Genomic DNA, 26,835 nt, shown 5'->3' with positions numbered 1-26,835 from the left:
GCACTTATCCTTATGGTGAACCCATCATAATGAGTTTGGCGAAAGCCGCTGCTTAAGCGCCGACAATCCCTAAGGGTTTGGCCGTTTGCCACGCGCCGCGGGTAAAATCTGGGAAGGTGACTGAATTACTGCGGTCATTGACTGAATGTTCACTTAAGATATTCACCACCGACCAAGACGCACCATCGTACACATCCTGATCTAAGGCCTCGCCATTGCGTAGGCAATAAATCATGCGCCATAACATTACAAAGTCCATGCCGCCGTGGCCGCCGTTAACTTCAGCTTCTTTGCCTATGCGTTGCCAAAGAGGGTGATCATATTTGTCATACCACTTTTGCATGTCCATATCCCACTCGTGGTAACTCTGACCAAAGCCACCATTTTCGACGGCGATACGATTCGGGAAGCCGGCAAACACGCCATTTGTCCCTTGGATCAAATTGTGGCGACTGTAAGGTCTTGGGCTCGTCGTGTCATGCTGCACCATGATGGTCCGGCCCTTAACGGTTTTAATCAGGCTGGTATTGATATCGCCATTGATGTACTTGAGCTGATTACGCTCATGATCGGCGGGGAATTCACGTTTAGCATAGAGCGCACGGCCAAGAGCGGGTGAACTCATCGAGGTTAGATAATCAAATCTATCACCGCGGTTGATGTTCATATACTGGGATACTGGCCCTAAACCGTGGGTCGGGTACAAGTTACCGTTGCGCTTGGTATGCCAATAAGTTCGCCATGAGCCCGTCTTATGGTCTATTTCCTTCATCTGCCAACGTAGCTCGTGGATATAAGCGGCTTCACCGTGGAGCAACTCACCAAACACGCCTTGGCGTACCATGTTGAGTACCATAAGTTCTTCACGGCCGTAGTTGACGTTTTCCATCATCATGCAGTTTTTCTGAGTGCGTTCGGCGGTATCCACAATTTGCCAGCATTCCTCTACTGTGAGTGCTAACGGTACTTCGACAAAGGCATGTTTACCGCTTTCCATCGTCTCTATCGCCATAGGTGCGTGCCATTCCCATGGAGTAGAAATGATCACAATATCAATATCATCGCGGCTTAACAGATCGCGATAGCTCAGGTCATTACCAGTATAGACTGCCGGTTTTGGCCGATTCAGTTTAACGATATGATCCACGGCTCTGTCCAGCACCGCTGGGTGAGTATCACAAATGGCTTTAAGTTCAACGCCTTCTAAATGACAGAATTGCTCGACATGGCTAAAGCCACGCTCGCCAACACCGATAAAGCCAACTCGAACCACGTCCATCTTGGGTGCTATGAGTCCGATAACGGATTTACCCGTTTGTGGTTTAGGGGCGACACTACTGGCGTAGGCGTTGAGGGCAATATTGGCTGTGACGAGTCCGGCGGTAGCGGCACCCGCTGCTTTAAGAAAGTGACGACGATGAATGTTATGCATAGTGCTTCCTGCTTTATTTTTGTTTTGTAGGGATATTGAAATATCACTTGGTCTTATTTGTGCGGTAATTCACTTATGGGTTATATCAGAAACCCTATTAAAATTGGCAATAAAAGATGTAACAAACTCATTCATCTAGGAGGATAAGTCTTTTAGCTGCCTTTACTTTAGCGATAAGTAAATAGTGATAAAGATCGCGTTTTTATTTTTAGATTGAGCTACACTGCCGATTAATTAGTCAAAGGTATTTATCTTTTATATTTTAAATATTTAGCAAATTTGAATTAACCAAAAAATTACATTTGACGGGCAATTTGAAGTAATTTGCTGCTGTGGGGAGTAAAGAGTTAAATGGGTTCTATGCTTAATGTACTACCACAACTGACATTCACTTTAGGTGATTGGGTATTGCATAAGGATATCAGGATGTCTGGGATTGAAAAACGCCGTCGCCTTCATTGGCGGGAGACAGATATGCAAAATCGTGAAATTATAGGTCGTTGGTTAGATGGGCGTCCTTTATTGGGTGACAAAATTACCCTCTATAAAGAAGACGATAAATATTTTTTAGAAACTTGGTTTAGCGATGGCTGCCATAGTTTAGATGAAGTCTATATGACGCAAACCCCTGAGGGCCATAAGCTAGAGGATGTTGGTGGCAATTTCTTTGGTGAATTCTTTATCGTGACATCGTCGCAGCAATTACAATTTTGTAATGAGCAGGGCTGCTATTTCCAAGCGGAAAAATTAGCGGCTGATGTCGATTTTGGTCAAGGTATACGCGTCGCTTAAACGACGACAGTCGAATCAGTAAATAACTAAGGTCGCACGATAGCTAAGAGCTAAGTCGCGACCTTTTGCTTTTATGGAATTGTAACGAGTGGCTTAAGTTATTCAGTAAATGGATGTTTGCTGCTAAAAAACAGCGATTTACCCGAATAGGGATGGGTCAAACTTAAGCTTTGTGCATGTAAACATAAACGCGGTTTGGCCTTGATAACCTCGGCATCACCATAAAACTCATCACCCAAAATCGCATGGCCTAGGGCAAGCATATGCACACGCAATTGATGGGTGCGGCCTGTTTCTGGCGAAAGCTCGACTAAGGTGCTGTTTTCTCGGCGCTCTAATACACGGTAGTGAGTGAGGGCGCTTTTGCCGCCAGTCTCTCCCGCCTGTAGCGTTTTTTGATAGGGCGGATGTTCAGTGTCTGGCACTATCGCGAGGTCAATAATCCCCTGATCTTGCAGCACATGTCCCATCACTTCGGCAATATAGACTTTCTTACTCTGTCTATCTTGAAACTGTGTTTTTAAATGCGACTCCGCTTTTTTATTACGGGCGAACACCATAATGCCCGAGGTCGCGCAGTCGAGCCTATGCACTAAAATCGTTTCTGGATAAAGGGCTTGTAAGCGGGTTAACGCGCAATCGAAGGTGTGAGCCGCTCGACCCGGATTAGATAATAATCCCGAAGGTTTATTGATGATAATCAGATCTCTATCTTTATAGCGTATGTCTAGCCAAGGAACTGCTGGGGGCTGGTAATCAAATATCTGCATCTTGTCCTCATTTTTGCGCGGCCATACTAGCAAAATTTACGCAGGCACACAGCATAATCTCATGCTTGCTTATTCTTAGAGGGGGGAGGGCAAATATTCTGTAGGTGTCTTACGGCTCCAAATACGGGTATAAGCCATCAGCTGCGGATAAAAAGTGCGGAACGCGGTTTCGATTTCTATCTGCATTTTATTGACGACTTTATGGGCATCTTTAAACAGTGCGGCTTGCGGATGCTGTTTGGCCACTTGTGCTAAGGCGTGTTGTAATCCTTTATCGGTGGTGTAGCTGCCTAGCCAATCGGCGCTGCGCATTGTGGGCAAGAGTGTAAATAATGCCTCTGGATGGTATGGATCAACACCTTGCGTGGCGAAAGCATCTAGCGCGTCATAGGCCTTGCTGCTGAATTCATCCAAGGGTTGGTGGTGATATTCTTCCCAATAGTAAGCTAAATAGTGATCGAAACTCACCGCCATGAGTTCTGCTGCTATGCTTCTTAAGGGCGCAGGGAAAGCTTCCATTAATTCAATCGTCAATTCATGGCTGGCGCAGAGGGTATTAATCTCTTGGTTTAGCCATAAAGCTTGGCGTAACTCCATTGGGGCTTGTGCAATTGGCGCTTGAATATAGTTACCTGCTACGTTGGCAGCAAGGTGGGTTTTACTGATGTCGGCGAGATGTAAGTGTGTAAGAAAGTTCATTATTTGTGCTTGGTTAACCACGTCGGTTCACGGTATCATGCACAAGCGCGCTTAGGAAAGCGCCGAAGCTAAAAATGCAGTATTTTTTCACTTTTTATTGATAATGACATTTGATTCGCCGTGAATAATTATGGCTTACTTAAACGTTGATATAGTAATCGATATGGGAAAAGTGAAATAAAATCAATAACCTTTTTTAGGATCATGGATGATGTGGAACTGGTTCACCAAAATGCTTGGTAAAGACGAGCAGCAGAAGCGCAAAAAAGTGCTAATAGAAATCCCCTTTGAACAACACCGTTTCAGCATGGATGACTTTAGTCGCTCGCGGCTAAAATTCGATGCCGATGACAATCAGCCCCAAGATGGCATCAATCCAGTGGAACCCGAGCAAGAAGTGGACACTGGCAATAAGTAATCTTGATCTTATTGGCCTCTAACCATAGACTAGCCGCCGTTCTAAGCTATCTAGAGGCCAATATGCGCGTTGCAGACTTTTCTTTCGATCTCCCCGATGAGCTGATCGCTCGTTATCCTATGGCGCAGCGTAATGCATCCCGTCTGTTAACCTTAGACGGCAACTCTGGTGCGTTAGGCGATAAGCAGTTTACCGATCTGCTGGGGATGATTAATTCCGGCGATTTAATGGTGTTCAACAATACCCGAGTGATCCCCGCGCGCATGTTTGGTCAAAAGGCCAGTGGCGGTAAGTTAGAAATTTTAGTCGAGCGTATGCTTGATGATAAGCGTATCCTCGCCCATGTTCGCAGCTCTAAATCCCCTAAAGTGGATTCGTTAATCCATCTCGACGGTCGCTATCAGATGAAGATGGTCGCCCGTCACGATACTTTGTTTGAACTTGAGTTGTTATCCGAGTTAACCATCTTAGAAGTGCTTGAAGCAGTAGGGCACATGCCTTTGCCTCCTTATATCGATAGACCCGATGAAGATGCCGACAAAGAGCGCTATCAAACCGTGTATAACCAAAATCCTGGCGCAGTTGCCGCGCCAACGGCGGGTTTGCATTTTGACGATGCCATGCTCGATGCATTAAAAGCCAAGGGCGTGAATGTCGCGTTTGTGACCTTGCATGTGGGCGCGGGAACATTTCAGCCAGTGCGTGTCGATACCATTCTTGAACACAAGATGCATTCCGAGTGGGCGAATGTGCCGCAGGATGTGGTTGATTTAATCGCGCAAACCAAAGCTGCGGGTAAACGTGTGGTGGCCGTAGGGACGACGTCAGTGCGCTCCTTAGAAAGTGCGGCACGCGCAAGTCTTGGCGAGCTCAAAGCTTTTAGCGGCGATACCGACATCTTTATTTACCCTGGTTATGAATTCCAAGTGGTCGATGCTATGGTGACAAATTTTCATCTACCTGAATCAACTTTGATCATGTTAGTGAGTGCTTTTGCCGGTTTTGATCATGTTATGGCGGCGTATCAACATGCTATCACGCAAAAATATCGCTTCTTTAGCTATGGCGATGCGATGTTTGTGACGAAAAAAGCCCACTAGACCAAGATTTTGTTTTAAAATAGCCGCCCAAAGTGAGATTGTGCGGCAATTTTTTTCGTTAAAAGATTGAACCTTTTAACGCTGTCCCCATCTCTATTGTTAATCAAAATGGCATTAGCCATTAAAAATGTAGTCAGACTGTTTATCTGGCGAGGTGAATTATGAAATTTGAATTAGACACTACCGACGGGCGTGCGCGCCGTGGTCGGTTAATTTTTGATCGTGGCACAGTAGAAACCCCCGCTTTTATGCCGGTAGGAACCTACGGCACAGTGAAAGGCATGACACCGGAAGAAGTACGTGCCACTGGCGCGGATATTTTGCTCGGTAACACTTTCCATTTATGGTTGCGCCCAGGCGAAGAGATCATGCGTAAGCACGGTGACTTGCATGACTTTATGAACTGGCAGCGTCCTATTTTAACTGACTCGGGCGGTTTCCAAGTGTTTAGTCTTGGCGATATCCGTAAGATCACCGAAGAAGGTGTGCATTTCCGTTCGCCCATAAATGGTGAGAAAATCTTCTTAGATCCTGAAAAATCAATGCAAATTCAAGATGCATTGGGCAGTGATGTGGTGATGATTTTTGACGAATGTACCCCGTATCCTGCCACTGAAGATGAAGCGCGTAAGTCAATGCAGATGTCTTTGCGTTGGGCAAGACGTTCGCGTGATGAATTTGACCGTTTAGAGAACCCTAACTCACTCTTCGGTATTATTCAGGGCGGTGTGTATGAAGATTTACGCGACGAAAGCTTAAAAGGCTTAGTCGATATTGGTTTTGACGGTTATGCCGTCGGTGGTTTGGCCGTAGGTGAGCCTAAAGCAGATATGCATCGCATTCTTGAGCATATTTGCCCGCAAATTCCTGCAGACAAACCTCGCTATCTGATGGGGGTCGGTAAACCAGAAGATTTAGTTGAAGGTGTACGTCGTGGTGTTGACATGTTTGACTGTGTGATGCCAACCCGTAATGCCCGCAACGGTCATCTGTTTACGAGTGAAGGTGTGATCAAAATACGCAATGCGCGCCATAGAGATGACACGTCACCACTTGATACTAAGTGTGATTGTTATACCTGTAAAAATTATTCACGGGCGTATCTTTACCACTTAGATCGTTGTAATGAGATTCTGGGTGCGCGTTTAAACACCATTCACAACTTGAGATACTATCAAATGTTAATGGAAGGTTTGCGCGGTGCGATTGAGACGGGTACATTAGACGCCTTTGTGGCGGACTTCTATACCAGTCAAGGTCGCGAAGTACCAGAGTTAGTCGATTGATTTTTTGCTAATAAGAAGAGAAAAACTATGTTTATTTCAAATGCATATGCAAGCGCTGCCGGCGCACCACAAGGTGGCGGCACGATGGAACTGATTTTCATGCTGGCGATTTTCGGCCTGATTTTCTATTTCATGATTTTCCGTCCGCAATCAAAACGCGTTAAAGAGCACAAAAATCTGATGTCTTCATTAGGCAAAGGCGATGAAGTGTTAACCAGTGGTGGGATTTTAGGCAAGATTGCAAAAATCAGCGACGAAAGCGATTACGTGTTACTGAGCTTGAACGACACAACACAAATCACGATCAAAAAAGACTATATTGCAGCTGTATTGCCTAAGGGCTCTATCCAGTCGTTGTAAGCCAAGAGGGCTCAGGCGTGTTAAATAAATACCCAATGTGGAAAAACATTATGGTGATGCTCGTCATCGCCATAGGTTGTTTCTATGCCGTACCTAACCTTTTTGGTGAAGATCATGCGGTGCAAGTGGTGGCGACTCGAGGTGCTGAAGTAACAGCATCTACCCAAGCCAGTGTGAACGAGCTGTTAGCCAGTAAGAGCATTGCGGTAAAGCGCTCTGAGCTTGAAAAAGGTCAGTTGTTGGTCCGTTTGCAAAATGCGGATCAACAGCTACTGGCGAAAGAACTGATTGCTGACAGCTTAGGTGACAAGTTTACTGTGGCACTTAACTTAGCGCCTGCGACGCCTAAGTGGCTTGAGTCCATAGGTGGTAGCCCAATGAAGCTCGGTCTTGACCTTCGCGGTGGTGTGCATTTCTTAATGGAAGTGGACATGGGCGAAGCGATTCGTAAGATGGAAGAAGCTAAAGTTGCTGATTTCCGTTCACAATTACGTGAAGAAACCATTCGTTATGCTGGTATTCGTGTTAATGCTACTGGAATTGAAATCAAGTTCCGTGATGCTGAAAACTTAGCGACTGCCGAGCGTTTCCTTAAGACTCGCAATAAAGATATGGTGTTCACCGACGCTAGCCGTGGCGAAGATTTCGCGCTGCAAGCTGTGATGAGTGAAGCTTATCTAAAGCAGATTAAAGAAGAAGCACTGCAACAAAATATTACTACCATTCGTAACCGTGTTAACGAGTTAGGTGTGGCTGAGCCTGTAGTACAACGTCAAGGCGCCGAGCGCATTATCGTTGAGCTGCCAGGTGTGCAAGATACGGCTCGCGCTAAGGAAATCTTAGGTGCAACCGCATCAATTGAATTCCACATGGTGGATGACAAAGCCGATCCGAATGCTGCGCAATCAGGCCGTGTACCTGCGGGTTCTGAAGTGTATCAGCGCCGCGAAGGTGGCATTGTGATATTGAAGAAAGAAGTGATGTTGACGGGTGACCATATCACTGGCGCACAACCTAGCTTTGACCAGTACAGTCGTCCTCAGGTCAGTATCAACCTCGACGCTAAAGGCGGTACCATTTTCTCTGACGTGACCAAAGACAACATAGGCAAGCCTATGGCGACTTTGTTCATCGAATATAAAGACAGTGGTGATCGCAATGCCGATGGCAGCGTTAAGATGCAGAAAATCCAAGAAGTGATTTCTGTCGCGACCATTCAAGCCCGTTTAGGCCGTAACTTTGTGATCACTGGCTTAAGTCATGGTGAAGCACAAAACCTTGCGCTATTACTGCGTGCGGGTGCCTTGATTGCTCCTGTATCAATTGTTGAAGAACGTACCATTGGTCCAAGCTTAGGTGCTGAAAACATTCAAAGCGGTGTACAAGCTATGGTATGGGGTATGGCAGTTGTCTTACTCTTTATGTTGGTTTACTACCGTAGCTTTGGGCTTATTGCTAACCTGGCTTTAACCGCAAACTTAGTCATGGTTGTGGGCGTTATGTCTATGATCCCTGGCGCTGTGTTAACCCTACCCGGTATTGCCGGTATGGTGTTGACGGTCGGTATGGCGGTTGACGGCAACGTGCTGATTTATGAGCGTATTCGTGAAGAGCTTCGTGCAGGACGTAGCGTACAGCAGGCAATCCATGAAGGTTATGGTAATGCTTTCTCAACTATCGCCGATGCGAACATCACCACCTTCATCACTGCGCTCATTTTGTTTGCCGTAGGTACTGGTGCGATTAAAGGCTTCGCTGTGACCTTAATGATAGGTATTGCGACTTCTATGTTTACCGCCATCGTGGGTACTCGCTCAATCGTTAACGCGATTTGGGGTGGTAAGCGCGTGAAGACTCTGTCTATCTAAGGGGAAGTGACAATGATTGAAGTTTTATCCTTAAAACATACAGTAAACTTCCTCCGCCATGCACTGCCTATTAGCATTATGTCGGCAGTTTTAGTGCTGGGCTCGCTGGTATCGCTCGCAACTAATGGCGTTAACTGGGGTCTTGATTTCACTGGCGGTACTGTTGTTGAAATGGAGTTTACTCAGCCGGTTGATTTGAATGCGCTACGTGTGCAACTGACGACGCCAGATTCCGAAGGTGCGATCGTGCAAAACTTCGGTTCTAGCCGTGACGTACTTGTACGTTTACAGGTGAAAGAAGGCGTTAAGAGCGATGTGCAGGTTAAGTCTGTCATGGAAGCCGCGCAGAAAGTTGACCCACAAGTGCAGCAGAAGCGTGTTGAGTTTGTTGGCCCACAAGTGGGTAAAGAACTGGCAGAGCAAGGTGCATTAGCGGTATTAGTCGCGCTGATTTGTATCATGATCTATGTGTCGTTTCGTTTCGAATGGCGCTTAGCGTTTGGTTCTGTAGCGGCACTGGCGCACGATGTCATCGTGACATTAGGGGTGTTTTCGTTATTCCAATTGGAATTTGACTTGACCGTATTGGCGGGCTTGTTGACGGTGGTGGGTTACTCACTTAACGATACTATTGTGGTATTTGACCGTATCCGTGAGAACTTCCTTAAGCTGCGTAAGAGCGATCCTGAAGAAATAGTTAACATTTCAATCACTCAAACTATGAGCCGTACCATTATTACAACGGGCACGACTTTGGTGACTGTTGTGGCCTTGTTCCTTAAGGGCGGCACTATGATCCATGGCTTTGCGACTGCATTGCTGTTAGGGATTTTTGTGGGTACTTATTCCTCTATCTATGTGGCTAGCTTCTTGGCCGTTAAACTGGGTATCAATCGTGAACACATGATGCCAGTTGAGATTGAGAAAGAAGGCGCAGACCAACCTCCTATGATGCCTTAAAGGTTAATTTGGAGTTAAAAAGCCACCGACGAGGTGGCTTTTTTTTGCATCAATTTTGAGGCGTATCTGACATTCTGCTAGCAAACTCACAAAGTTATAGTCAGTTATGCTGTAAAAAGTGAATGTTAATTTATTTAACAACTGATGTAAAAATCAGCGCTCGACAGCCTCGGCTATTTAGCAGTAGGATGTCGGCACCCCATATTCTAGAGAGTTGTAGCCGTAGGATGTCGCATGGAAGAACGTAAAGTGTTAGTTGCTGGTGGTAATTTATTGCAGGCCCATACATGGAAAGGTTTATTGGAGGCCTGTGGCATTCATGTTGAGCTCAGAGGTGAAGCGTTATTAGGCGGCATTGGTGAACTCCCTACTGGGATGCAAAACGTCGAGTTATGGGTAGGTGAGTCCCAATACGCGTCGGCACAAGTTCAATTGAATGCGTTGGATGTTGAAAGTCCGCAATGGCAGTGTGTGCAATGCCATGAGACTAATGAAGGCAGTTTTGAGCTTTGCTGGCAATGTAGCTCAGAGCGCAGCGAAAGCCACAACTAGCCTTTCACTGGCAACTTTCTCAGCTTTGCGGTGAGGCTGAAAGATTGCGTCTGCAGGATGAGAAGATTACACTTTGCTGATAAGCTGACATTCATCATGTCATTCAATATCTTATCTAGGAGTTAGTGATGCAGCATCCCAATGCATTTCCCGCCCTTGTTGACGCTATTCTGCCTAATATCACCGAAGTGACAATCGAAGCTTATCAGGCCGATGACCGCTGGCACCTTGTTGATGTGCGTGAGGATCGTGAGTGGCTGCAAGATCATTTACCCCAAGCGAAACATTTAAGCCGGGGTATTTTAGAGCGTGATATCGAAGCGCGTTTCCCCGATAAAAATACACCCATATTACTCTACTGCGCGGGTGGTGCGCGCTCCGCCTTGGCTGCCCATAATCTGCAACTTATGGGTTACACCCACGTTGCATCTATGATTGGTGGCTATAAGGGCTGGGTGCAGCGTCAACTGCCAGTCGTGCAGGACTAAGCGTTCAGGATCTCATCTAATGCAATATTTTCCCTTGTTTGTCGATACGGTTAATTTGAATGTTCTACTGGTGGGTGCGGGCGATGTGGCGAGCCGTAAGTTAGCACTGCTGACACGTACTGAAGCCAATATCCACGTGGTAGCGCCAGAGGTGAACCCTGAAGTGCAACGTTATGCAGATGCTGGCCGCATTTTGTTATCCCAGCGTGAAGTTGTCCATGCCGACATTCAAAATTATGATTTAGTGTATTTAGCTACGGCAAACGACAGTCTTAATGCAGAGTTAGCGACCTTAGCTACCGCGCGTGGTATCTGGGTTAATGCCGTTGATAATCCGGCCTTTTGCCGCTTTATCACTCCTTCTATTGTTGATCGAGGTCGTTTAGTGGTCGCGATCAGCACTGCGGGCGCAGCACCGGTATTTGCACGCACGATTCGCTCGCGTTTAGAATCTAGTCTACCGCAGTCACTCAAACCGTTATTCGATTTTGTCGCCGATAAACGTGTCGAAGTGCAAGATAAACTCGATTCAACCTCGAAACGCCGCTTATTTTGGGAGCGTTTTTTCGATACCAATGGCGACCGTTTCGATAGTCGTACCACCGAGCATTACCATAATGCGTTTAATAACTTAGTCAGCCGCGGCGAAATCCTTTTGTTGGATGATGCAACGTCTGTGGACTTATTGCCGCTCGCCGCCATGCCGCTATTGCAGCGCCTCGATTGGATATACAGCCAAGGGGATTTGAGTGTCGAACTCACTGAACTTGTTCGCCGCGACGCAGATCGCGGTTTTTTACCCGCTTTCAGTGAATTGAGTCAACAGTATGAGCTGGGTACGCGCATGCTACTGGTAGCAGATACGCAAAAAATCAGCTTGTTGAAAGCCCATTTCCCCATGGCTAAACATCTGCGACCCGGTGCGATTTAATTTCTTACCGATTCAGCCTTGGGTTCGATTTAACCTTCTATTCGATTGCACTTTATGTTCGATTTCATGGGCGTATTCTATTGTTCGTTTGAGCTAATGCCGAGTCTCAGGTAGACTCGGCAGCCTTATTTTAGGATTTCGCTGTTTCAGGATTTCACTCTGCATTTAGGATGACTATGGCCCTCAAGGCGACCGTGTTTAAAGTCAATTTACAGATAGCCGATATGGATCGGAATTATTACCAAGACCATCAATTGACGCTTGCCCAGCATCCTTCCGAAACCGATGGCCGCATGATGGTGCGTTTACTCGCGTTTATTGTGAATGCCAGCGAAACCTTAAGTTTTAGTAAAGGTCTGTGCGTCGATGACGAGCCAGAGCTATGGGACAAAACCCTATCTGGTGAAATTGATCTGTGGGTTGAGTTTGGTCAGGCCGATGAAAAATGGCTGCGAAAGGCCAGCGGCCGTGCCAAAGTCGTGCAGCTCTTTACCTATGGTGGCCGCAGTGTACCGATTTGGTGGAAACAGAATCAGCAAGCGTTAGAGCGTTATCAGAATTTAAAAGTGTGGAATATTGCCGAAGAGTCCGTCACGGCGATGGAAGCCTTTGTTGGGCGTAATATGGCATTGCAAGTTTCGATTAGTGAAGGCCAAATTTGGTTATCGGATAATGAAACCAGCGTGTTGATTGAGCCTGAAATTCTCAAAGATATTGAATAACATGTTTTGTAAAAAAAAGAGCCTGCAATTGCAGGCTCTTTCCGTTTATTACTTTTAAGTATCAGTAAGAGTATCGATTTTGATTTATTTGAAGCTCAGTTCCCAGCTATCGATATAACCAACATCACCACGGCCACTGTCTACGGCTTTTAACTTCCATACACCGTTCGAATTCGCACCTGTCATATCTGCGGTATAGCTCTTGTTGATATTGTCTGCACCAAGACCTGTGTTGTTATGCAGGGTAACCGTTTTTCCTGAAGGGCTGATCAGCTGCACTTTTAAGTCACCAATGTAAGGGTGGACTATGTTCACGACTGCAGTCACAGTACCTGAATCACCTGTGCGAGTAACCGTGATTGGGCTAGTGATCCCCGCCGCTTTGTTATCAGGAATATTATAGTTATCAGTATTGCTATAGCTCGTTGGCGTACCGCCGCCATTAGACGCTGTGTAGTTCGCCGTTAACGACACACCAGTGAAAGCCGAATCGCCTTTCACCATGGCATAGTAAGTGCCTGATTGTACGTTGGTGATTGGACAAGACTCACTATTGCCACTTTTATACGGACGGCAATCGTAATTAGTGGTGGTTGGCGCCGCGCCATATTGCACATACAAGTCCGCATCACCTGTGCCACCGTTCATCACAAAGCCTAGGTTAGTTGCACCTGCAGGAACCTCAAATGAAAAATGTAATTCTTCACCTGTTGCGCCTGCTAAACCTGTTTTCGCCACACCGTTCACCAGAACACTATCGCCCGGTTCGGTTGGATCGACAGGACCCGTTGGACCAGTACAAGATGCATCTAGGAAGGCTTTTGCTGCAACTGCATTAACTAAACCATAGCCATAGTAGTTGTCACGACCCGCAGTACCAAGATCTTCGGCGGTCATTTTCAATGCGTTACGGACTTGCGCCGCACTACATTCTGGGTGGTAGCTCCACACTAAGGTCGCAACACCTGACACATGCGGTGTCGCCATTGATGTACCGTTGTAGTACTCGTAATCTTTATTGCCTTGGTTGCTGACAGTGACTGTGGCGCCCAGTTGATTGCGCAATGCTAAGCCTGTTGCACGATCAACAGATACAGAAACCATATTGATTTCGTTGTTAGCATCGACAAGGAAGGGGTTTTGTAAGCCGGGTAATGCCGCGTTACTGTAAACAATCGTCGCACTGGCACCCGCATTCTTACAGGCTTTAGCTGCGTTAATTTCAGGGTAGCTAGTGCCTTGATTACCAACACGTTCCACTAAACAAATCTTATTGGTCATGTTGCCGCAGTTGAAGCTTGTGCCGCTAACGGTACATTCTGCCAAAGTTGCAGTGCTGGTACCGTTAAATGGTGCGGGGACATAGCTGCCACCAGAGGATATCAGGCGATTGTGCGGCACGACACCTGAGTCAAAGTAAGACTGACTGCCGATAGTGATATCGGCTAAACGGCCTTCGCCACGGGTAACAGTCGATAGAACGGCTTCACCAGGGCCTGATATTTCCACTTGGTTGGTGTATTGGGAGAATGCTGAGTGGTCTTTATGGTTATCCACAGAGGCGACAGACATGACGCCATCGTAGGATGCTGGGTAGCTGTGAGTGCTATTCCCATCGTTACCCGCAGCAGCAATCAGGAGAACACCATTATTATAGTGGGCGGCCAGAGCGTTACGCTCAGTGGTGCTAGAACCTGAACCACCTAAACTCATAGTGACAACATTGGCGCCGTTGGTGACACAAGTGTCTACGGCAGCGACTAAGGATGAAGAGTAGCCCCAGCCAGATTCATTAAACACTTTGATCACATGAATATTGGCATTTTGATTTGGCATAACGCCGATCACGCCATCATTGTTGGCAATCGCCGCAATCGTCCCCGCAACGTGGGTACCGTGGGCGTTATTATTGCCCGGCTCAAACCAGTTACCCGTGCCTGAGTTATTGGTCCCTGTGACATTGTTGCCACCTAAGTCGCTGTGACTACGGTCGTAGCCTGAGTCGATAATACAAATAGTGCGGTTGCCCGCTTGGCTATCGCTTAGCTGGGTTGCTCCCACAAAAGTTTGGCCCCAAGGCGTACTTTCACTTAGAAAGCGGCGTGGCATATCTTCTTCGACATATTCCACATCAGCACGGGTTTTTAAGGCATTGATCCCTTTGGCATCGAGTTTCACCGAGTAACTGTTACTGCGGCCGATACGCTTCATTTCCTTCGCTTGTACTTTATTTAATGCGGTATGTTGGGCACTGATTTCAGCCATTTGTGGCTGATAATTCATTGTGGTTGGTAGCGTATCTGTTGCCGCGTCATTGAGTGACTGCAGATCACTCGTTGATTGCACACTATTGGCTGACATGATGGCCGCGGCATCAGTGTTTTTAAACTTCACAATGTAACGCTTTGGCAGTGGGGAGGTTTGTGCTTGTAATGCTGCGGCAAAACCTGGGGCTTGTGGTGCTGCTTGTACACCGGCTGAGATCGCAATAGCTAAGCTTGAAAGGCTTAACGCTATTTTAGTGGTTCTGTTGATTGTCATGTTCTTCTTCCATGGTCAATTTAGTGTTAATCATTATTATTTTATGTTTCATAAGAATAACTACGACTCAGATGCTACTCGGTTAGTGAATTTATCTGCGACCACAGTATTTGTAAATAATTTGTTAACGGTATGGCGGTTGGTAAGTGTTTAGATTTAATAGGCATTTATAGTGCATATAAATTCAACTTGTAACGAGTTGTAACCAAATTTTATTACAATATTTGTTTTTTTATGTGATAAACGTGAATAAGTGAATACGAATTTACGACTCCATATACGGGTTTTTGATTGATTTTGCTGTTAGCAATGCATTGAAATTTATATATATATTTTTTTGTAATTAAAAATAACAAAAACAAACTTTAAGTTTTCATCATAATGATGATATTTCATCAAGTGATTGATTATGCGAAATTGTTGCAACAGGCTGTCAATAGGGTGGCAGTTGCCAATGGATTGACTTTACTTAGGCTTTTGGGAATACGGGTGTTACTTATTTTATAGAACTACTAAAAAATCCTGTGCTCTTTCGTCCACAATGAATCTGGTAAGAACCTATTAATCCACCCCTGCTTAATTTCGATATTCTATTTAGACAATAAAAAAGCGCCCTAGGGCGCTTTTAGCCGTTAAACCTTGAATGACTAGAGCGAGGTGACAGTATTTAAGTGATTTATCCTTACTTCCCCACACTAGAGCCAATTTGATGATAGTAAATTACTTAGCGGGTGTTTTTTGCGCCTCAACTAAGGTGGAGTAACCGCCACCATTATAGGTTTGGGTGTATCCGGCAGCGACTAAGGCTTCGGTCGCAATACTGCTACGACGACCACTGCGGCAATACAAGACTACGGGAACATCTTTGGCTATGCCGCGCTTAGCAAACTCCTCTGTCACTTGCTCAAAGGGAATATTGACCGCATTCGCTAAATGCCTTTCGGCAAATTCTTCAGGCGTTCTAACATCGAGCACCATAGCGCCTGCGGCAATTTTATCCCATGCGATTGCAGGATCTTGGTCGGCGGCGCTGGCTATCATGGGCATTAGCAGCAGTGGCATGAGTACCAGTGCTTGCAAGCTTAATCGGGCTAAGCGCATTAGACTTTGGCCACGGGTTTCGAGGTTGTGGGTCACTTTATCTCTCCTTGACGGCTTTTCGGCACGCTTGTATTAGCCAAGCGTGTACTTGCTCACCTAACTCTTAACTCTTATCTTAACTCTTAAGTAGTGACTTTATGTGGCTTAGCTTTGCTTAGCAATTTCAGCCTCTGATTTTACACCCAATTTGCGTAAAACCATGGCGGCAGGGCAAAAACCGGTAAAAGCACTTTGGAATAGGTTAGCGCCAACAAATGCGGTTAACCACAGAAAGTTGTGGTGCACATAGGCGGTTAACACCAGTGACAGTAACACCATCAATCCGGCAAAAGCCATAATACTGCGTTCTAATGACATACCTTACTCCTTGAAGCCATCTTGGTGATGGCCTTTGTTGTGGTTAGTTTTGTGTTTGTGTTTGTGTTTGTATCTGAACAGTATTCATACGGTTTTTCATGGCCGTGTAGTACAGCACAGGGATGACAACTAAGGTCAGTATGGTCGAGATAAAAATACCAAAGATCAGACTGATCGCTAAGCCATTGAAAATCGGATCATCAAGAATAAACAATGCTCCTATCATGGCTGCAAATGCAGTCAGCATGATAGGTTTAGCTCGCACGGCACCAGAGTGGATCACTGCCCGCTCAAAGGGCACGCCGGATGCGGTTTCTTGATTAATAAAATCGACCAATAATATCGAGTTACGCACAATAATCCCCGCCAGCGCTATCATGCCTATCATGGACGTTGCCGTGAATTGGGCACCGAGCAGGGCATGTCCAGGCATTACGCCAATCACAGTCAGTGGAATTGGTGCCATGATAATAAGCGGCACCAGATACGATCTAAACTGCGCGACTACCAATAAATAAATCGCAATCATGCCGACCGCATAGGCGATACCCATGTCTCTAAAGGTTTCGTAGGTGATTTTCCATTCGCCATCCCAGAGCACGGCGACTGAGTCTAACCCTGTGGGTTGGTGAATATAATGCTGATCAAACCCTAAACCATCGACGCCATCAATTTTGCCTGCCATATCGAACATACCGTAGAGCGGGCTGTCCAGTGGTCCCGACATATCGGCGACAACCATGATCATAGGGATCATATTCTTATGGATAATTGGTGCATCGATTTTGCCGCGTTTGATGGTCACCAGCTCAGAGACAGGCACAGATTGCCCCGTTTGGCTCAGTAACTTCATATTCAGCACTTGCTCTAAATCGACTTTCGCGCCTTCGTTTAATTGCAGGCGGATCGGTATCGGTTGTTTTTGCTGGGCTTGATGTAAATAGCTCACATCTTTGCCGCCAACTGAGGTGGCAATCAAGTCGACAATATTGCTGTAGGGCACGGCCATCAGGCTGGCTTTACTGCGGTCGATCATCACTTGCCATTTTTGCTGGGCGGCGGGCAAGAAAATATCGATATCGACCACATCTTTGGTTTCATGGAACAGCGCCTGCATCTCATATGCGGCTTGCTCGCGAATAGCGGGACTTGGGCCATACACTTCTGCAACCAGCGGCGACCACACTGGTGGTCCTGGTGGCACTTCAACCACTTTGATATTGGCTTGATATTGCTCGCCAATTTGCTGCAGTTCGTCTCGCACCGATACCGCTATGCTGTGGCTGTCGCGCTTGCGGTGTTTCTTATCCACTAGGTTCACTTGGATGTCGCCAAGCTCTTGGCTGTGACGCAGGAAATAGTGGCGCACTAAGCCGTTAAAGTTCATTGGCGCGTTAGTGCCCGCATACAATTGCAGATGCTCGACCTCAGGGACGGTTGTTAGGTAGCGACTCAAATCCTGCAATACTCTTTGTGTTTGCTCTACGGGAGTGCCTTCTGGCATGTCCACCATCACTTGAAACTCGGACTTATTATCGAAGGGCAGCATTTTAAGCACCACGAGCTGACCGACAGGGAGCGCGACGGCGATGCCGATTAACACAAATACGCCGGCAGCCAGTCCCACTCTTGCCTTACGGGCATTTTTACCCAGCAGGAAAGGACCAATTAAGTGAGTAAAGAGGCGCACCATCTTAGTTTCAGCTTCATCCTCGTGCGAGGCTTGGGCAGTATCGTGTTGGTCATTATGTTTCAGCAGTTTACGACTGAGCCAAGGAGTGACCACAAATGCCACAACGAGGGAAATTAACATGCCCATACTGGCGTTGATGGGGATCGGGCTCATGTAAGGCCCCATTAAGCCCGATACAAAAGCCATCGGCAGCAAGGCTGCGATAACTGTAAATGTCGCCAGAATCGTCGGGCCACCGACTTCATCGACCGCCACTGGGATAAGCTCGCTGAAGGACTTTTTGCCGAGCGCCATATGCCGGTGGATGTTTTCTACTACGACTATGGCATCGTCGACCAAGATGCCGATGGAGAAAATCAAGGCGAACAAGGACACGCGGTTTAAGGTAAATCCCCACGCCCAAGAGGCGAAAAGGGTGATCGCTAGTGTGATAATAATGGCTACACCCACGACTAAGGATTCGCGTGCGCCCATGGTTAAAAAGACCAGTACGACTACGGCGCTGGTGGCAAAAATCAGTTTTAAAATAAGGGTGTTAGATTTATCCGCCGCGGTTTCGCCATAGTTACGTGACACTGTGACTTCGACATTTGCCGGGATCAACACATTGTCGACTTTAGCTATCCGCTCAATCACACTGTCGGCGATGTCGACGGCATTTTGGCCTGCTTGTTTACCAATTGCGATTGTGACGGCGGGATAAATGTCGGTTTTATCTGCGTGCCAAACGCTCTGTTTCGGGATATCACTTTTTAAGCTGATTTCAGCAATATCCGCCAAATAAATCGGAATATTTTTGCCTTGTTTATCTTGATAGACACTGACGACTAATTGCTTGAGATCGTCGATGGATTGTAAAAACTGCCCAGCCTGAACTTTAATCTCTTGATTGCCTTGCACTAAGGATGCAGGCATAGAGACCATATTATTGTCATTCAGACTTTGTCTTAACTTATCGTAGGTCAGATTAAAGCTGTTCATCTTGGCGGGATCGATACGTATGTTGGCCACCATATCGTGCTGGCCAACGGTATCGATTTCGCGAGTGCCTGGAATACGCTTAATTTCGGTTTCTAATCCAAGGGCGACATGGGTTAGCTGCTCAGCAGACACTTGCCTGTCCTTAGACCACAAGGTCAAACTGACAATGGGCACATCATCGATGCCGCGGGGTTTAATTAGCGGATCGCCCACGCCAGCGCCCCTTGGCAATTTATCCATATTGGAATAAATCTGGTTGTATAAGCTGACGATGGCATCATTGCGCGCAACGCCGACCTTAAAGATGACGATGATCAGCGCGCCATCGGGTTGGGAGAACGAGTACAGAGTATCTATGCCTTTGATTTCGGAGATTACTTGTTCCGCTGGCAGAGTAACTAAGTTTTCAACTTCCGTGGGTGTCGCACCGGGAAAAGGGATAAACACATCGGCAAAGGTGACATCAATTTGTGGCTCTTCTTCTTTTGGTGTCACCAAAATGGCGAATAAGCCAAGTAAGAGCCCGAGAAGTGCTAATAGTGGCGTGATGGCGCTATTTTGAAAGGCAGCGGCAATTCGTCCGGAAATCCCAAGTGTGGTTTGTGGTACTGGGGCATGTTTCATAAAACAACCTCGACAAAGCTTAAGTCGCTAGGGAATTTATTGCTTCTTGCTGAGCAACACTTGGTAGGCATCAACGGCCACCTTGTCACCCGACTTAAGGCCCGCAAGCACTTCTACCTCGCCATCTAAGGGCTCAGTGACACGGACTTGGGTCAGCACAAAGGCTTCGCCTTGCTTAAGGTAAACACTGCTCAGTTCGTTCATTGTGAGTAGTGCAGAGGCGGGCAGTTGGATTTTTTCCCGATCGCCATTTTTAAAGGAAGCTTTTGCCCAAGTACCAGGTTGAAGATTGGCTTCATTTTCTGGCAGATTAATTCGCACTTGATAACTGTGGCTGACGGGATCGGCGAAACTGAAAATCGTGAGGTCAGTTGAGGTGAACTCGTGGCCATCACTTAAACGGACGAGAAATTCAGGGGAATTTTTAAGTTGGTTAATGTAACGCTGTGGCACTTGGGTAATGGCGCGCATTTGACTCGCGGAAAACCCTGAAAGTAGTGCTTGTCCTGGGCTTACGGTTTCGCCAAGTTCGACAAAACGCTCAGTGACTATGCCACTAAAAGGCGCTGAAACGACAGTGTATTTTAAGGATTCGTTGGCTTTGATGACACGGGCTTGTGCTGCACTGACGGCTTGTTCTGTTGCTTTAGCATTGGCGGTGGCTTCATCCATCGCGCCCTTAGAAATCGCGCCTTGGGGAAATAGCTCTTTATAACGTTTGTATTGTGCCTGAGCTTCGACATTTAAAGCCTTCGCTTTGGCTAGATCAGCCTCAAAGCTTGCCAGTTCAGCGCCTTGCTCTTTACTGGTAATTTCCAGTAGGGCGGCTCCTTCGGGGACGACATCGTTAACATCGTAGTTGAGTTTAACAATACGACCAGAGGTTTGCGCCGATACCGTCGCTGCTTTTACTGCTTCAATGGTGGCGTCTAAGGTGACCCAATTCGGATAGGGTTTATTTAAGACTTCGATGGTTTCGACTGAGGCAGCCTGAGCTTGAGTACTGGAAAGTGCCAGCAGTAAGAAAAAAGCACGAGAAATTGATGTCATAACTTATATCACCCCAGATGTAATTTATGAGAAAATTCTAATGGAGTTATTTTCAATAGGCAATCAATATTTATTAGAAAAATTTAATGTAGTGTTTTTACCTAATTTAGGGATAAGGAATAAGGCCTATAGCGCCTTATTCCTCATGCTTCAGAGCTTCAAATTAAGCCTAAAATTTAGTCATTTAAATAATAGGTTAGTGTGGAAACGATGCGAATTTGTTTAATGTAAGGTGTGCTGCTATCGCGGTCTGAAATGGTGAACTGGCCTTGACTCGCACTTTTAATTTTTCCGAGGCGAGAATCCGAATCCTTAGCAAACTTTTCAGCCACTTCGCGGGCATTTTGAGTCGCTTCTTGCACCATGACAGGTTTGACGGAGTTGAGATCGGTAAACAGAAACTCAGTGCGATTATCATAATCTTGGCTGGCGATCGCTATACCTTCTTTTACTAAGTTAATCATTTGCTTACGGGTGTTCAGCATGAGATCAATCTGTGGCGTATAAACCGATAGGTTCACTTTTGCCGAGTAACGGTATCTGACGTTAGGATCGACATAACCTTGGGCTTGGCGATCTTCAATTGAAGGCAAAGAGACGGTAATTTCGCTGTCGCTAAAGCCTTGTTCCTTTAAAAACGCCACAACACGATCGGTTTTTTGCTGAACCGTCTCGTAGAGTTTAGGCAGATTGTTATCGACCTCAGTGAAATTGATAGGCCAAATTGCCACATTGGCTTTGACTTCTTTTTCCGCTAAGCCCTTTACCGTGACCGTGCGTTCCATGGCTTTCATTTGCAATAGTGCTGAGCTTGCTGTCTGGCCTACATAAACAAGTCCAGCGCAAAGGAAACCACCTAACAGCAGGGCAGGAAGGATGTTACTTTTTTCCATAAAAAGAATCTCTTGATTAGATGAACTCAGTCTACGATACCGAATAAACCTCAGTCATGCACTGGGTTTATTCGGAATAGATGCCGCTTAAGGCATAGGAGATTATGTTGAGAGATGAGTTTTGAAATATCTGTTTAAAGCATTTTATTTTTCAGGAGGGATGGCGCTTGGCTGCCATAATTCGACTTTATTGCCATCAGGGTCAATAAACCAGCCAAAGCGGCCAAATTCTGAATTTTCGATACCACCAATCGGTTGACCGCCACCTTGCTCTACTTGTACTAGGGCTTGCTCTAGATCGTCAACGACAAAGTTGAACATAAACCCTTTATCTGAGGGGGCGAAATAGTCCGTGCTATGGGCGAAAGGGGTCCAAACATGGTAGCCAAGCGTTGATTTATCTGTGTGATAAAATGCGGCGCCGCCCCAGTTTTCAATGGGGACTTGAAGATGGGTTTTGTACCAAGTTGCCAAGGCAACGGGATCGACACTTTTAAAGAAAATTCCACCGAGTCCAATGACTTTAGCCATAGCCGTAGCTGCATTTACAGGAGTATGAATTAACTTTAGGCAATAAATGCTTAAGATACAAAAAAGCCGCAAAAAATGCGGCTTTTGGTGTTAGGAATTTATCTTAGAACTGGTAGCTGTATTGAACTGAGTAGTACATACCACTTGATTCAGTAATAGCATTAACAGGGCCTGCGATTGCGCTGTTTTCGATCAGGTGAACTTCTTCACCTTTAATATAAGCGATACCAAAGTCAACAGTGTTTTGTAGGTTGATATGGTAGCTCATACCCGCTGTGTACCAGTTACGGTCAGAGTCTGGGAATGAAATAGAGCTGATTTCGTCCACAACGCCTTGGTCATGCATATAACCTGCACGAACGGTGAATTGTTCGTTGATTGTGTAAGTACCACCTAGGCTGAATAACCATGAATCTTTCCATTGGTATTCTTTCAGCGCAACGTCGCCAGCTTGCAGTTGAGTACCTGCACCCGCTTGACCTGGAATAATAGTGGCTACGCCATCTTTAGCCGTGATTTGTTCAAAGTTGCTCCACTGGGTGTACTGCGCAGTGTAGTGCACTGCAAACTTAGGTGTGAGCTGATGGAAACCAGCAACTTGGAAAATATCTGCAAGGGGTACGTCTAAGCTGTCAAAGCTTGTCGCTAGTGCTGTTTTTGAACCTAAACCAACGGCAGATAGATCTTTAGTGCTGATCGTGTTGATATCACCTTTAACATTCACTGTTGGGCTGAAACGGTAGCTGATACCGAAACGATTGTCTTTATCTAACTCAATTGTGGCACCCACAATACCACCAAACGCCCAACCGTCAGCGTCGACGTCAACCAGAGGTGTCGCGCCCATGTTACGGGTTAAACGGCCTTCACCGTAAATGGCATCAATACCAGCACCGATACTGAACATGTCATTAATGCGGTATGAAAGGCTAGTGTTAAAATTAACCGTTGTTACTTCAGTTTCGCCAAGCAGATCATAAGGTGCTGGTGAGCCTGCTGGTAAACTCTTTGAAAGTGAGCTGGCATCGGTACCGGTACCAAAGTTAGAGAAAGCGGCAAAACCTACGGCGAACTTATCGTCGATGGGGTGGATGTAGAAAATATTAGGGATAATTTTAGAGCTACCCGCGTCATCGATGCTGCCTAAGTCAACGGCACCACCGGCAAAGTTAACATCTTTAACATCAACAGTAATATCGGCATAAGTTAAGCCGAAGGAGATCGCATCTTTATCGAATAATGCCATAGCAGCAGGGTTACGTGATAACACAGAAGCGTTATCGGCAATAACCGCATCACCCGCAAATGCACGGCCCATACCTGTTGCTGATTGGCTGTTTAGTTGAAAACCTGAAGCTAAGGTTTGTGTGCTTGCTAATGCGACAGAAACGGCAATGAGTGTCTTGTTGAATGTTTTCATTATTATTCTCTCTATTTTTTATAAGTATTGGATTTTTATTCGGTCCTAGTCCGCCGAAAGTATTTAAATCCATTTATTAGTCTCCGGCATCTTATGGATTCAATGTACCCTCAACAAGTCCGACCAGAAGTGAAAAATGTTAATTTTCAGTTAATTAAAAGTCTTTAAAACAAGAGTGATACTTTAGTATGCTTGAATGGTCTGGCCAGATGCTTGATATGAAGGGCTTTGGGTGCTGCTATGGGTTTCAATTAAAGTTAACGGTTTGTAATGGTGTGTAGGGTATTTAAAAGGATACAAAATGTAAAAAGCGCACACTTGTGCGCTTTTAAACATATGGAAGCATATCTAGATTAGAGTGCAGACTTAAATTGTTCGAACTCTATCGTTACTTTTTCACTTGGAGCAGAGAATTTACTGACTAAAATACCCGCAATAGTCGCGAATATAAATCCAGGAAGGATTTCATATACTTCAAAAATGCCACCAGTGAGTTGCTTCCAAATCACCACGGTTAATGCACCGACAATAATAGTGGCGATAGCGCCATTACGGCTATATTGCTTCCAAAACAGGGATAACAAGACTACGGGACCAAAGGCCGCACCAAAGCCAGCCCAAGCATAACTTACTAGGCTGAGCACGCTACTTTCAGGATTGAGGGCAATCACACCTGCAATCACAGCGATAGCGAGTACGCCTAAACGACCTACCATCATTAGCTCGCGATCATCGGCCTTTGGGCGCAACCATTTACGGTAGAAATCTTCGGTGATGACACTTGAGCAGACTAAGAGCTGTGAGTCGATAGTACTCATGATTGCCGATAAAATAGCGGCGATTAATAGCCCACCAATCCATGGGTTAAACGCCGCTTGAGCTAAATGGATAAACACTGTTTCAGAATTGGCTAATGGCTCTTTGGCGAAATAGAGCGAGCCTGCGATACCTGTGGCTAATGCGCCAATGAGAGATAACACCATCCAGCTCATGGCAATACGGCGTGACAAGGGCAGGGCATCGGCACTGCCTATCGCCATAAAACGCGACAAAATATGTGGCTGACCAAAATAACCTAGGCCCCATGCGAGCAAAGATAACATGCCGATGGCAGTGGTTTTGTCATTGACCAATGCCAACATCGCGGGATCGATCGTTTCAATACCTGCATGGCTTTCGGGGTGAGCGAAAACGGCGAAAGGGACAATCAATAGGGCGATGAGCATTAAACTGCCTTGGAAAAAGTCAGTCCAACACACGGCAAAGAAACCGCCAATAAAGGTGTAACCGACTATGATGGCCGAGCCAATCACGAGGGCTGCGGTGTAATCAAGCCCAAAGACCTTCTCAAACAAAATCGCGCCACCGACCATGCCAGAGGAGGCATAGAAAGTAAAAAACACCAGAATAGTGATTGCGGAAACGAGCTTGAGATAGCCTTGGGTATCGTGGAAACGTTTCTCGAAAAAATCCGGTAAAGTGAGGGCGTTATCGGCGAGTTGGGTATAAATGCGCAGTCGCTTGGCAACAAATAACCAGTTTAGCCAAGCACCAATAATTAATCCTACGCCAATCCAGGCTGCACCTAAGCCGCTTAAGTAAACTGCGCCGGGTAACCCCAGTAACAGCCAACCTGACATGTCAGATGCACCCACGCTGAGTGCGGTCACTGCGGGGCCCATTTTGCGGCCACCTAAAATATAATCATCAACAGTATCGGTAGCACGGTAAGCCCAAAAACCTATGCCCATCATCAATACTAAGTAACCAACAAATGTGATTAAAATCGGGGTTTCAATCGTCATCTTGCCTTTTCCCATCTTTTTATTATTAAAAGTGGCAAGCATGCTACCAGATGTTTGAACGTGCGCCCATTAGCAGATGTAAGTGTGATTGAAATCTAACCTCCGATAACATGAAAATATCGGAGATTGATTTTTAAATGCAAATTATAACAATAGCTTAAATAAATATATTCTTGATTTCGTCTTTTATATAGCTAAGGTCAGCTTGATCCTCACCTATGAGCAAAATAAATGCATCGGGCGTTTCAAAGCCCATCCCTTGATATTTACCGTCGGCGAAGGTTTTATCCAACACCATACGTTTCTCGAGTGGCACGATAAAGAGTGTCACCTTACTTTGTTCGCCCTGAAGTACTAAGTGCAGGCTTTTTACCCCTTGAAAATCGCAATAAGAGGTGTAATACACTTTGCCCGGTTGTTGGGTAAATTTGGCATTGCCAAAGTCTTTTATCGACGCAAGCTGGGCATTGACTTGACTAAAATTGACATTTTGATCGACATGCAAGGCAATATCTTCATGGTAGACATGGGCCAGTGCATGTTCAGCCAAATCAATAGGCCCTAAGCGTAATAGGCTGAAGCTGATCCCTACCACAAACGCAACCGAGGCTGCCATGGCCACTAAAAAAAACGTTTGCCGGCGCTGTTTATGGTGCTGTTGTAACTGCTGACGCAAAATGAGTTTGTCGGCGAGATCCTCAGCCACATCTACTTTCAATGCGTTGCTCAGTTTGGCATCAAGGTTTTTAAGCTCATTGATTAGGGCTTGGTTTTCTGGCTTGGCATTGATCTGCGCCAGAAAGTCAGCATCTTGATTATGAGGATCTTCATAAGCTTGACGTCTAAATTTAAGCTCATCCATTGGATTGACCTCTCACATCATTCTTCTCAAGTAATTCTTTCAATTGGCTCCTCGCCCGAAATAAACGCGTCATTACGGTGTTGCGATTGAGCTCCATCAGTTCGGCGATTTCATCGCCGCTAAAGCCACCAATGAGCTGGAGTAAGAGTGGTTCACGGTATTCGATATCCAGCTTGCCAATTTGTCGACGGATCAGATATTGCTCGGTCTGCTCTTCACTGCTATTGGAGATATTGTCCTCTAAGGTATCTTGCTCAACGTCGGAATAATCGAACTGTTTACGCTCGAAACGCCGCGCATTTTCACGCCTAAGAATCGTGATCAGCCAAGCTTTCGCCGCTTTATCATCCTTGAGGGAATCCAAAGAGCGCCACGCCCGCAAGAAGGTTTCTTGGGTAATGTCTTCAGCCACGTGCTTATCGCCGCATAACCAATAGGCGTAGCGGAAAATGTCTGCATGTAGCGCCTTGACTAGGCTGTTGTATCGTCGTTGTTTGCTTAGCATGTCAGAAGAGACCGCGGGCTCGACGGATTTCTTGCGCCAGTTAGCAAACATTTTTTATCTTTGGGCTTTTTGGCGGAATATTTAGCATAGTAGC

General features: G+C 46.0%; 25 protein-coding genes. 11 read left to right on the top strand and 14 right to left on the bottom strand.

What is annotated here, in order from left to right:
- Positions 1–52: 52 nt before the first annotated feature.
- On the bottom strand, positions 53–1,432 hold the full coding sequence (locus KO531_RS14625) for a Gfo/Idh/MocA family oxidoreductase (protein ID WP_219251543.1): 1,380 nt from the start codon (positions 1,430–1,432) through the stop codon (positions 53–55).
- A gap of 351 nt (positions 1,433–1,783) precedes the next feature.
- On the opposite strand from KO531_RS14625, the gene KO531_RS14620 reads away from it, so the two are divergent.
- A complete protein-coding gene (locus tag KO531_RS14620) occupies positions 1,784–2,224 on the top strand; it encodes a hypothetical protein (protein WP_131523165.1) in 441 nt (146 codons plus the stop codon).
- Between the two features lie 98 nt (positions 2,225–2,322).
- Here KO531_RS14620 and KO531_RS14615 read toward each other — a convergent pair whose 3' ends face one another.
- Together KO531_RS14615 and KO531_RS14610 are read right to left on the bottom strand one after the other, a co-directional pair.
- Positions 2,323–2,994 (bottom strand): pseudouridine synthase, encoded by a 672-nt coding sequence (locus KO531_RS14615; protein WP_219251542.1) that lies wholly within the window; start codon positions 2,992–2,994, stop codon positions 2,323–2,325.
- Between the two features lie 75 nt (positions 2,995–3,069).
- Positions 3,070–3,693: an acyl carrier protein phosphodiesterase gene (locus KO531_RS14610; protein ID WP_219251541.1), complete on the bottom strand. Its 624-nt coding sequence runs from the start codon at positions 3,691–3,693 to the stop codon at positions 3,070–3,072.
- Between the two features lie 208 nt (positions 3,694–3,901).
- Between KO531_RS14610 and KO531_RS14605 the strand changes: the two genes are divergently transcribed.
- From KO531_RS14605 to KO531_RS14560, 10 genes are all read left to right on the top strand, one after another.
- Positions 3,902–4,111, top strand: a complete 210-nt coding sequence (locus tag KO531_RS14605; RefSeq protein WP_105252070.1) for a hypothetical protein — start codon at positions 3,902–3,904, stop codon at positions 4,109–4,111.
- A 62-nt stretch (positions 4,112–4,173) separates the two neighbouring features.
- Positions 4,174–5,211: a tRNA preQ1(34) S-adenosylmethionine ribosyltransferase-isomerase QueA gene (gene queA / locus KO531_RS14600; RefSeq protein WP_219251540.1), complete on the top strand. Its 1,038-nt coding sequence runs from the start codon at positions 4,174–4,176 to the stop codon at positions 5,209–5,211.
- 161 nt (positions 5,212–5,372) lie between these two features.
- A complete protein-coding gene (gene tgt / locus KO531_RS14595; protein WP_006082277.1) occupies positions 5,373–6,497 on the top strand; it encodes a tRNA guanosine(34) transglycosylase Tgt in 1,125 nt (374 codons plus the stop codon).
- A 27-nt stretch (positions 6,498–6,524) separates the two neighbouring features.
- Entirely contained in the window at positions 6,525–6,857 is a 333-nt protein-coding gene (gene yajC, locus KO531_RS14590; protein ID WP_007649452.1) for a preprotein translocase subunit YajC, read from the top strand.
- 17 nt (positions 6,858–6,874) lie between these two features.
- A complete protein-coding gene (secD, locus tag KO531_RS14585) occupies positions 6,875–8,725 on the top strand; it encodes a protein translocase subunit SecD (RefSeq protein ID WP_219251539.1) in 1,851 nt (616 codons plus the stop codon).
- Positions 8,726–8,737: 12 nt separating this feature from the next.
- Positions 8,738–9,685 (top strand): protein translocase subunit SecF, encoded by a 948-nt coding sequence (secF, locus tag KO531_RS14580; protein WP_198572756.1) that lies wholly within the window; start codon positions 8,738–8,740, stop codon positions 9,683–9,685.
- Between the two features lie 234 nt (positions 9,686–9,919).
- Positions 9,920–10,237 (top strand): DUF2007 domain-containing protein, encoded by a 318-nt coding sequence (locus tag KO531_RS14575; protein ID WP_028761071.1) that lies wholly within the window; start codon positions 9,920–9,922, stop codon positions 10,235–10,237.
- A 128-nt stretch (positions 10,238–10,365) separates the two neighbouring features.
- Complete coding sequence (locus tag KO531_RS14570; RefSeq protein ID WP_219251538.1) at positions 10,366–10,725, top strand: rhodanese-like domain-containing protein; 360 nt, start codon at positions 10,366–10,368, stop codon at positions 10,723–10,725.
- A gap of 19 nt (positions 10,726–10,744) precedes the next feature.
- On the top strand, positions 10,745–11,656 hold the full coding sequence (locus tag KO531_RS14565) for a bifunctional precorrin-2 dehydrogenase/sirohydrochlorin ferrochelatase (RefSeq protein WP_219251537.1): 912 nt from the start codon (positions 10,745–10,747) through the stop codon (positions 11,654–11,656).
- A gap of 176 nt (positions 11,657–11,832) precedes the next feature.
- A complete protein-coding gene (locus KO531_RS14560; RefSeq protein ID WP_113941666.1) occupies positions 11,833–12,378 on the top strand; it encodes a YaeQ family protein in 546 nt (181 codons plus the stop codon).
- Between the two features lie 84 nt (positions 12,379–12,462).
- Here the strand turns inward: KO531_RS14560 and KO531_RS14555 are convergent, their stop codons facing one another.
- The 11 genes from KO531_RS14555 to KO531_RS14505 all read right to left on the bottom strand — a co-directional run bounded on the left by KO531_RS14555 (position 12,463) and on the right by KO531_RS14505 (position 26,792).
- The gene (locus tag KO531_RS14555; RefSeq protein ID WP_219251536.1) at positions 12,463–14,919 is read right to left on the bottom strand and encodes a S8 family serine peptidase; all 2,457 of its coding nucleotides are present in this window, start codon (positions 14,917–14,919) and stop codon (positions 12,463–12,465) included.
- A 720-nt stretch (positions 14,920–15,639) separates the two neighbouring features.
- Complete coding sequence (locus KO531_RS14550; protein ID WP_219251535.1) at positions 15,640–16,056, bottom strand: rhodanese-like domain-containing protein; 417 nt, start codon at positions 16,054–16,056, stop codon at positions 15,640–15,642.
- 108 nt (positions 16,057–16,164) lie between these two features.
- Entirely contained in the window at positions 16,165–16,377 is a 213-nt protein-coding gene (locus tag KO531_RS14545) for a DUF2892 domain-containing protein (protein ID WP_105252075.1), read from the bottom strand.
- A gap of 43 nt (positions 16,378–16,420) precedes the next feature.
- Positions 16,421–19,675 carry an efflux RND transporter permease subunit gene (locus KO531_RS14540; RefSeq protein ID WP_219251534.1) on the bottom strand — a complete coding sequence of 1,085 codons (3,255 nt, stop codon included), beginning with the start codon at positions 19,673–19,675 and terminating at the stop codon, positions 16,421–16,423.
- A gap of 36 nt (positions 19,676–19,711) precedes the next feature.
- Positions 19,712–20,725, bottom strand: a complete 1,014-nt coding sequence (locus KO531_RS14535; protein WP_219251533.1) for an efflux RND transporter periplasmic adaptor subunit — start codon at positions 20,723–20,725, stop codon at positions 19,712–19,714.
- A gap of 176 nt (positions 20,726–20,901) precedes the next feature.
- A complete protein-coding gene (locus KO531_RS14530; RefSeq protein WP_113940700.1) occupies positions 20,902–21,618 on the bottom strand; it encodes an SIMPL domain-containing protein in 717 nt (238 codons plus the stop codon).
- 144 nt (positions 21,619–21,762) lie between these two features.
- Complete coding sequence (locus KO531_RS14525; protein WP_131525289.1) at positions 21,763–22,149, bottom strand: VOC family protein; 387 nt, start codon at positions 22,147–22,149, stop codon at positions 21,763–21,765.
- A 103-nt stretch (positions 22,150–22,252) separates the two neighbouring features.
- Positions 22,253–23,569, bottom strand: a complete 1,317-nt coding sequence (locus KO531_RS14520; RefSeq protein WP_212601691.1) for an outer membrane protein transport protein — start codon at positions 23,567–23,569, stop codon at positions 22,253–22,255.
- 353 nt (positions 23,570–23,922) lie between these two features.
- Complete coding sequence (gene putP / locus KO531_RS14515; protein WP_028761059.1) at positions 23,923–25,374, bottom strand: sodium/proline symporter PutP; 1,452 nt, start codon at positions 25,372–25,374, stop codon at positions 23,923–23,925.
- A 157-nt stretch (positions 25,375–25,531) separates the two neighbouring features.
- A complete protein-coding gene (locus KO531_RS14510) occupies positions 25,532–26,236 on the bottom strand; it encodes a DUF3379 domain-containing protein (RefSeq protein WP_131525286.1) in 705 nt (234 codons plus the stop codon).
- A complete protein-coding gene (locus KO531_RS14505) occupies positions 26,229–26,792 on the bottom strand; it encodes a sigma-70 family RNA polymerase sigma factor (protein ID WP_006085483.1) in 564 nt (187 codons plus the stop codon). Before KO531_RS14505 ends, KO531_RS14510 begins: the two co-directional genes overlap by 8 nt.
- Positions 26,793–26,835: the final 43 nt, after the last annotated feature.

Origin of the sequence: Shewanella sp. NKUCC06_TVS (assembly GCF_019345515.1) — a bacterium.
In the GTDB taxonomy this organism is placed as follows: domain Bacteria; phylum Pseudomonadota; class Gammaproteobacteria; order Enterobacterales; family Shewanellaceae; genus Shewanella; species Shewanella oncorhynchi.
Note: the sequence above shows the minus strand (reverse complement) of the source record. Positions and strands in the feature narration are given on the sequence as shown.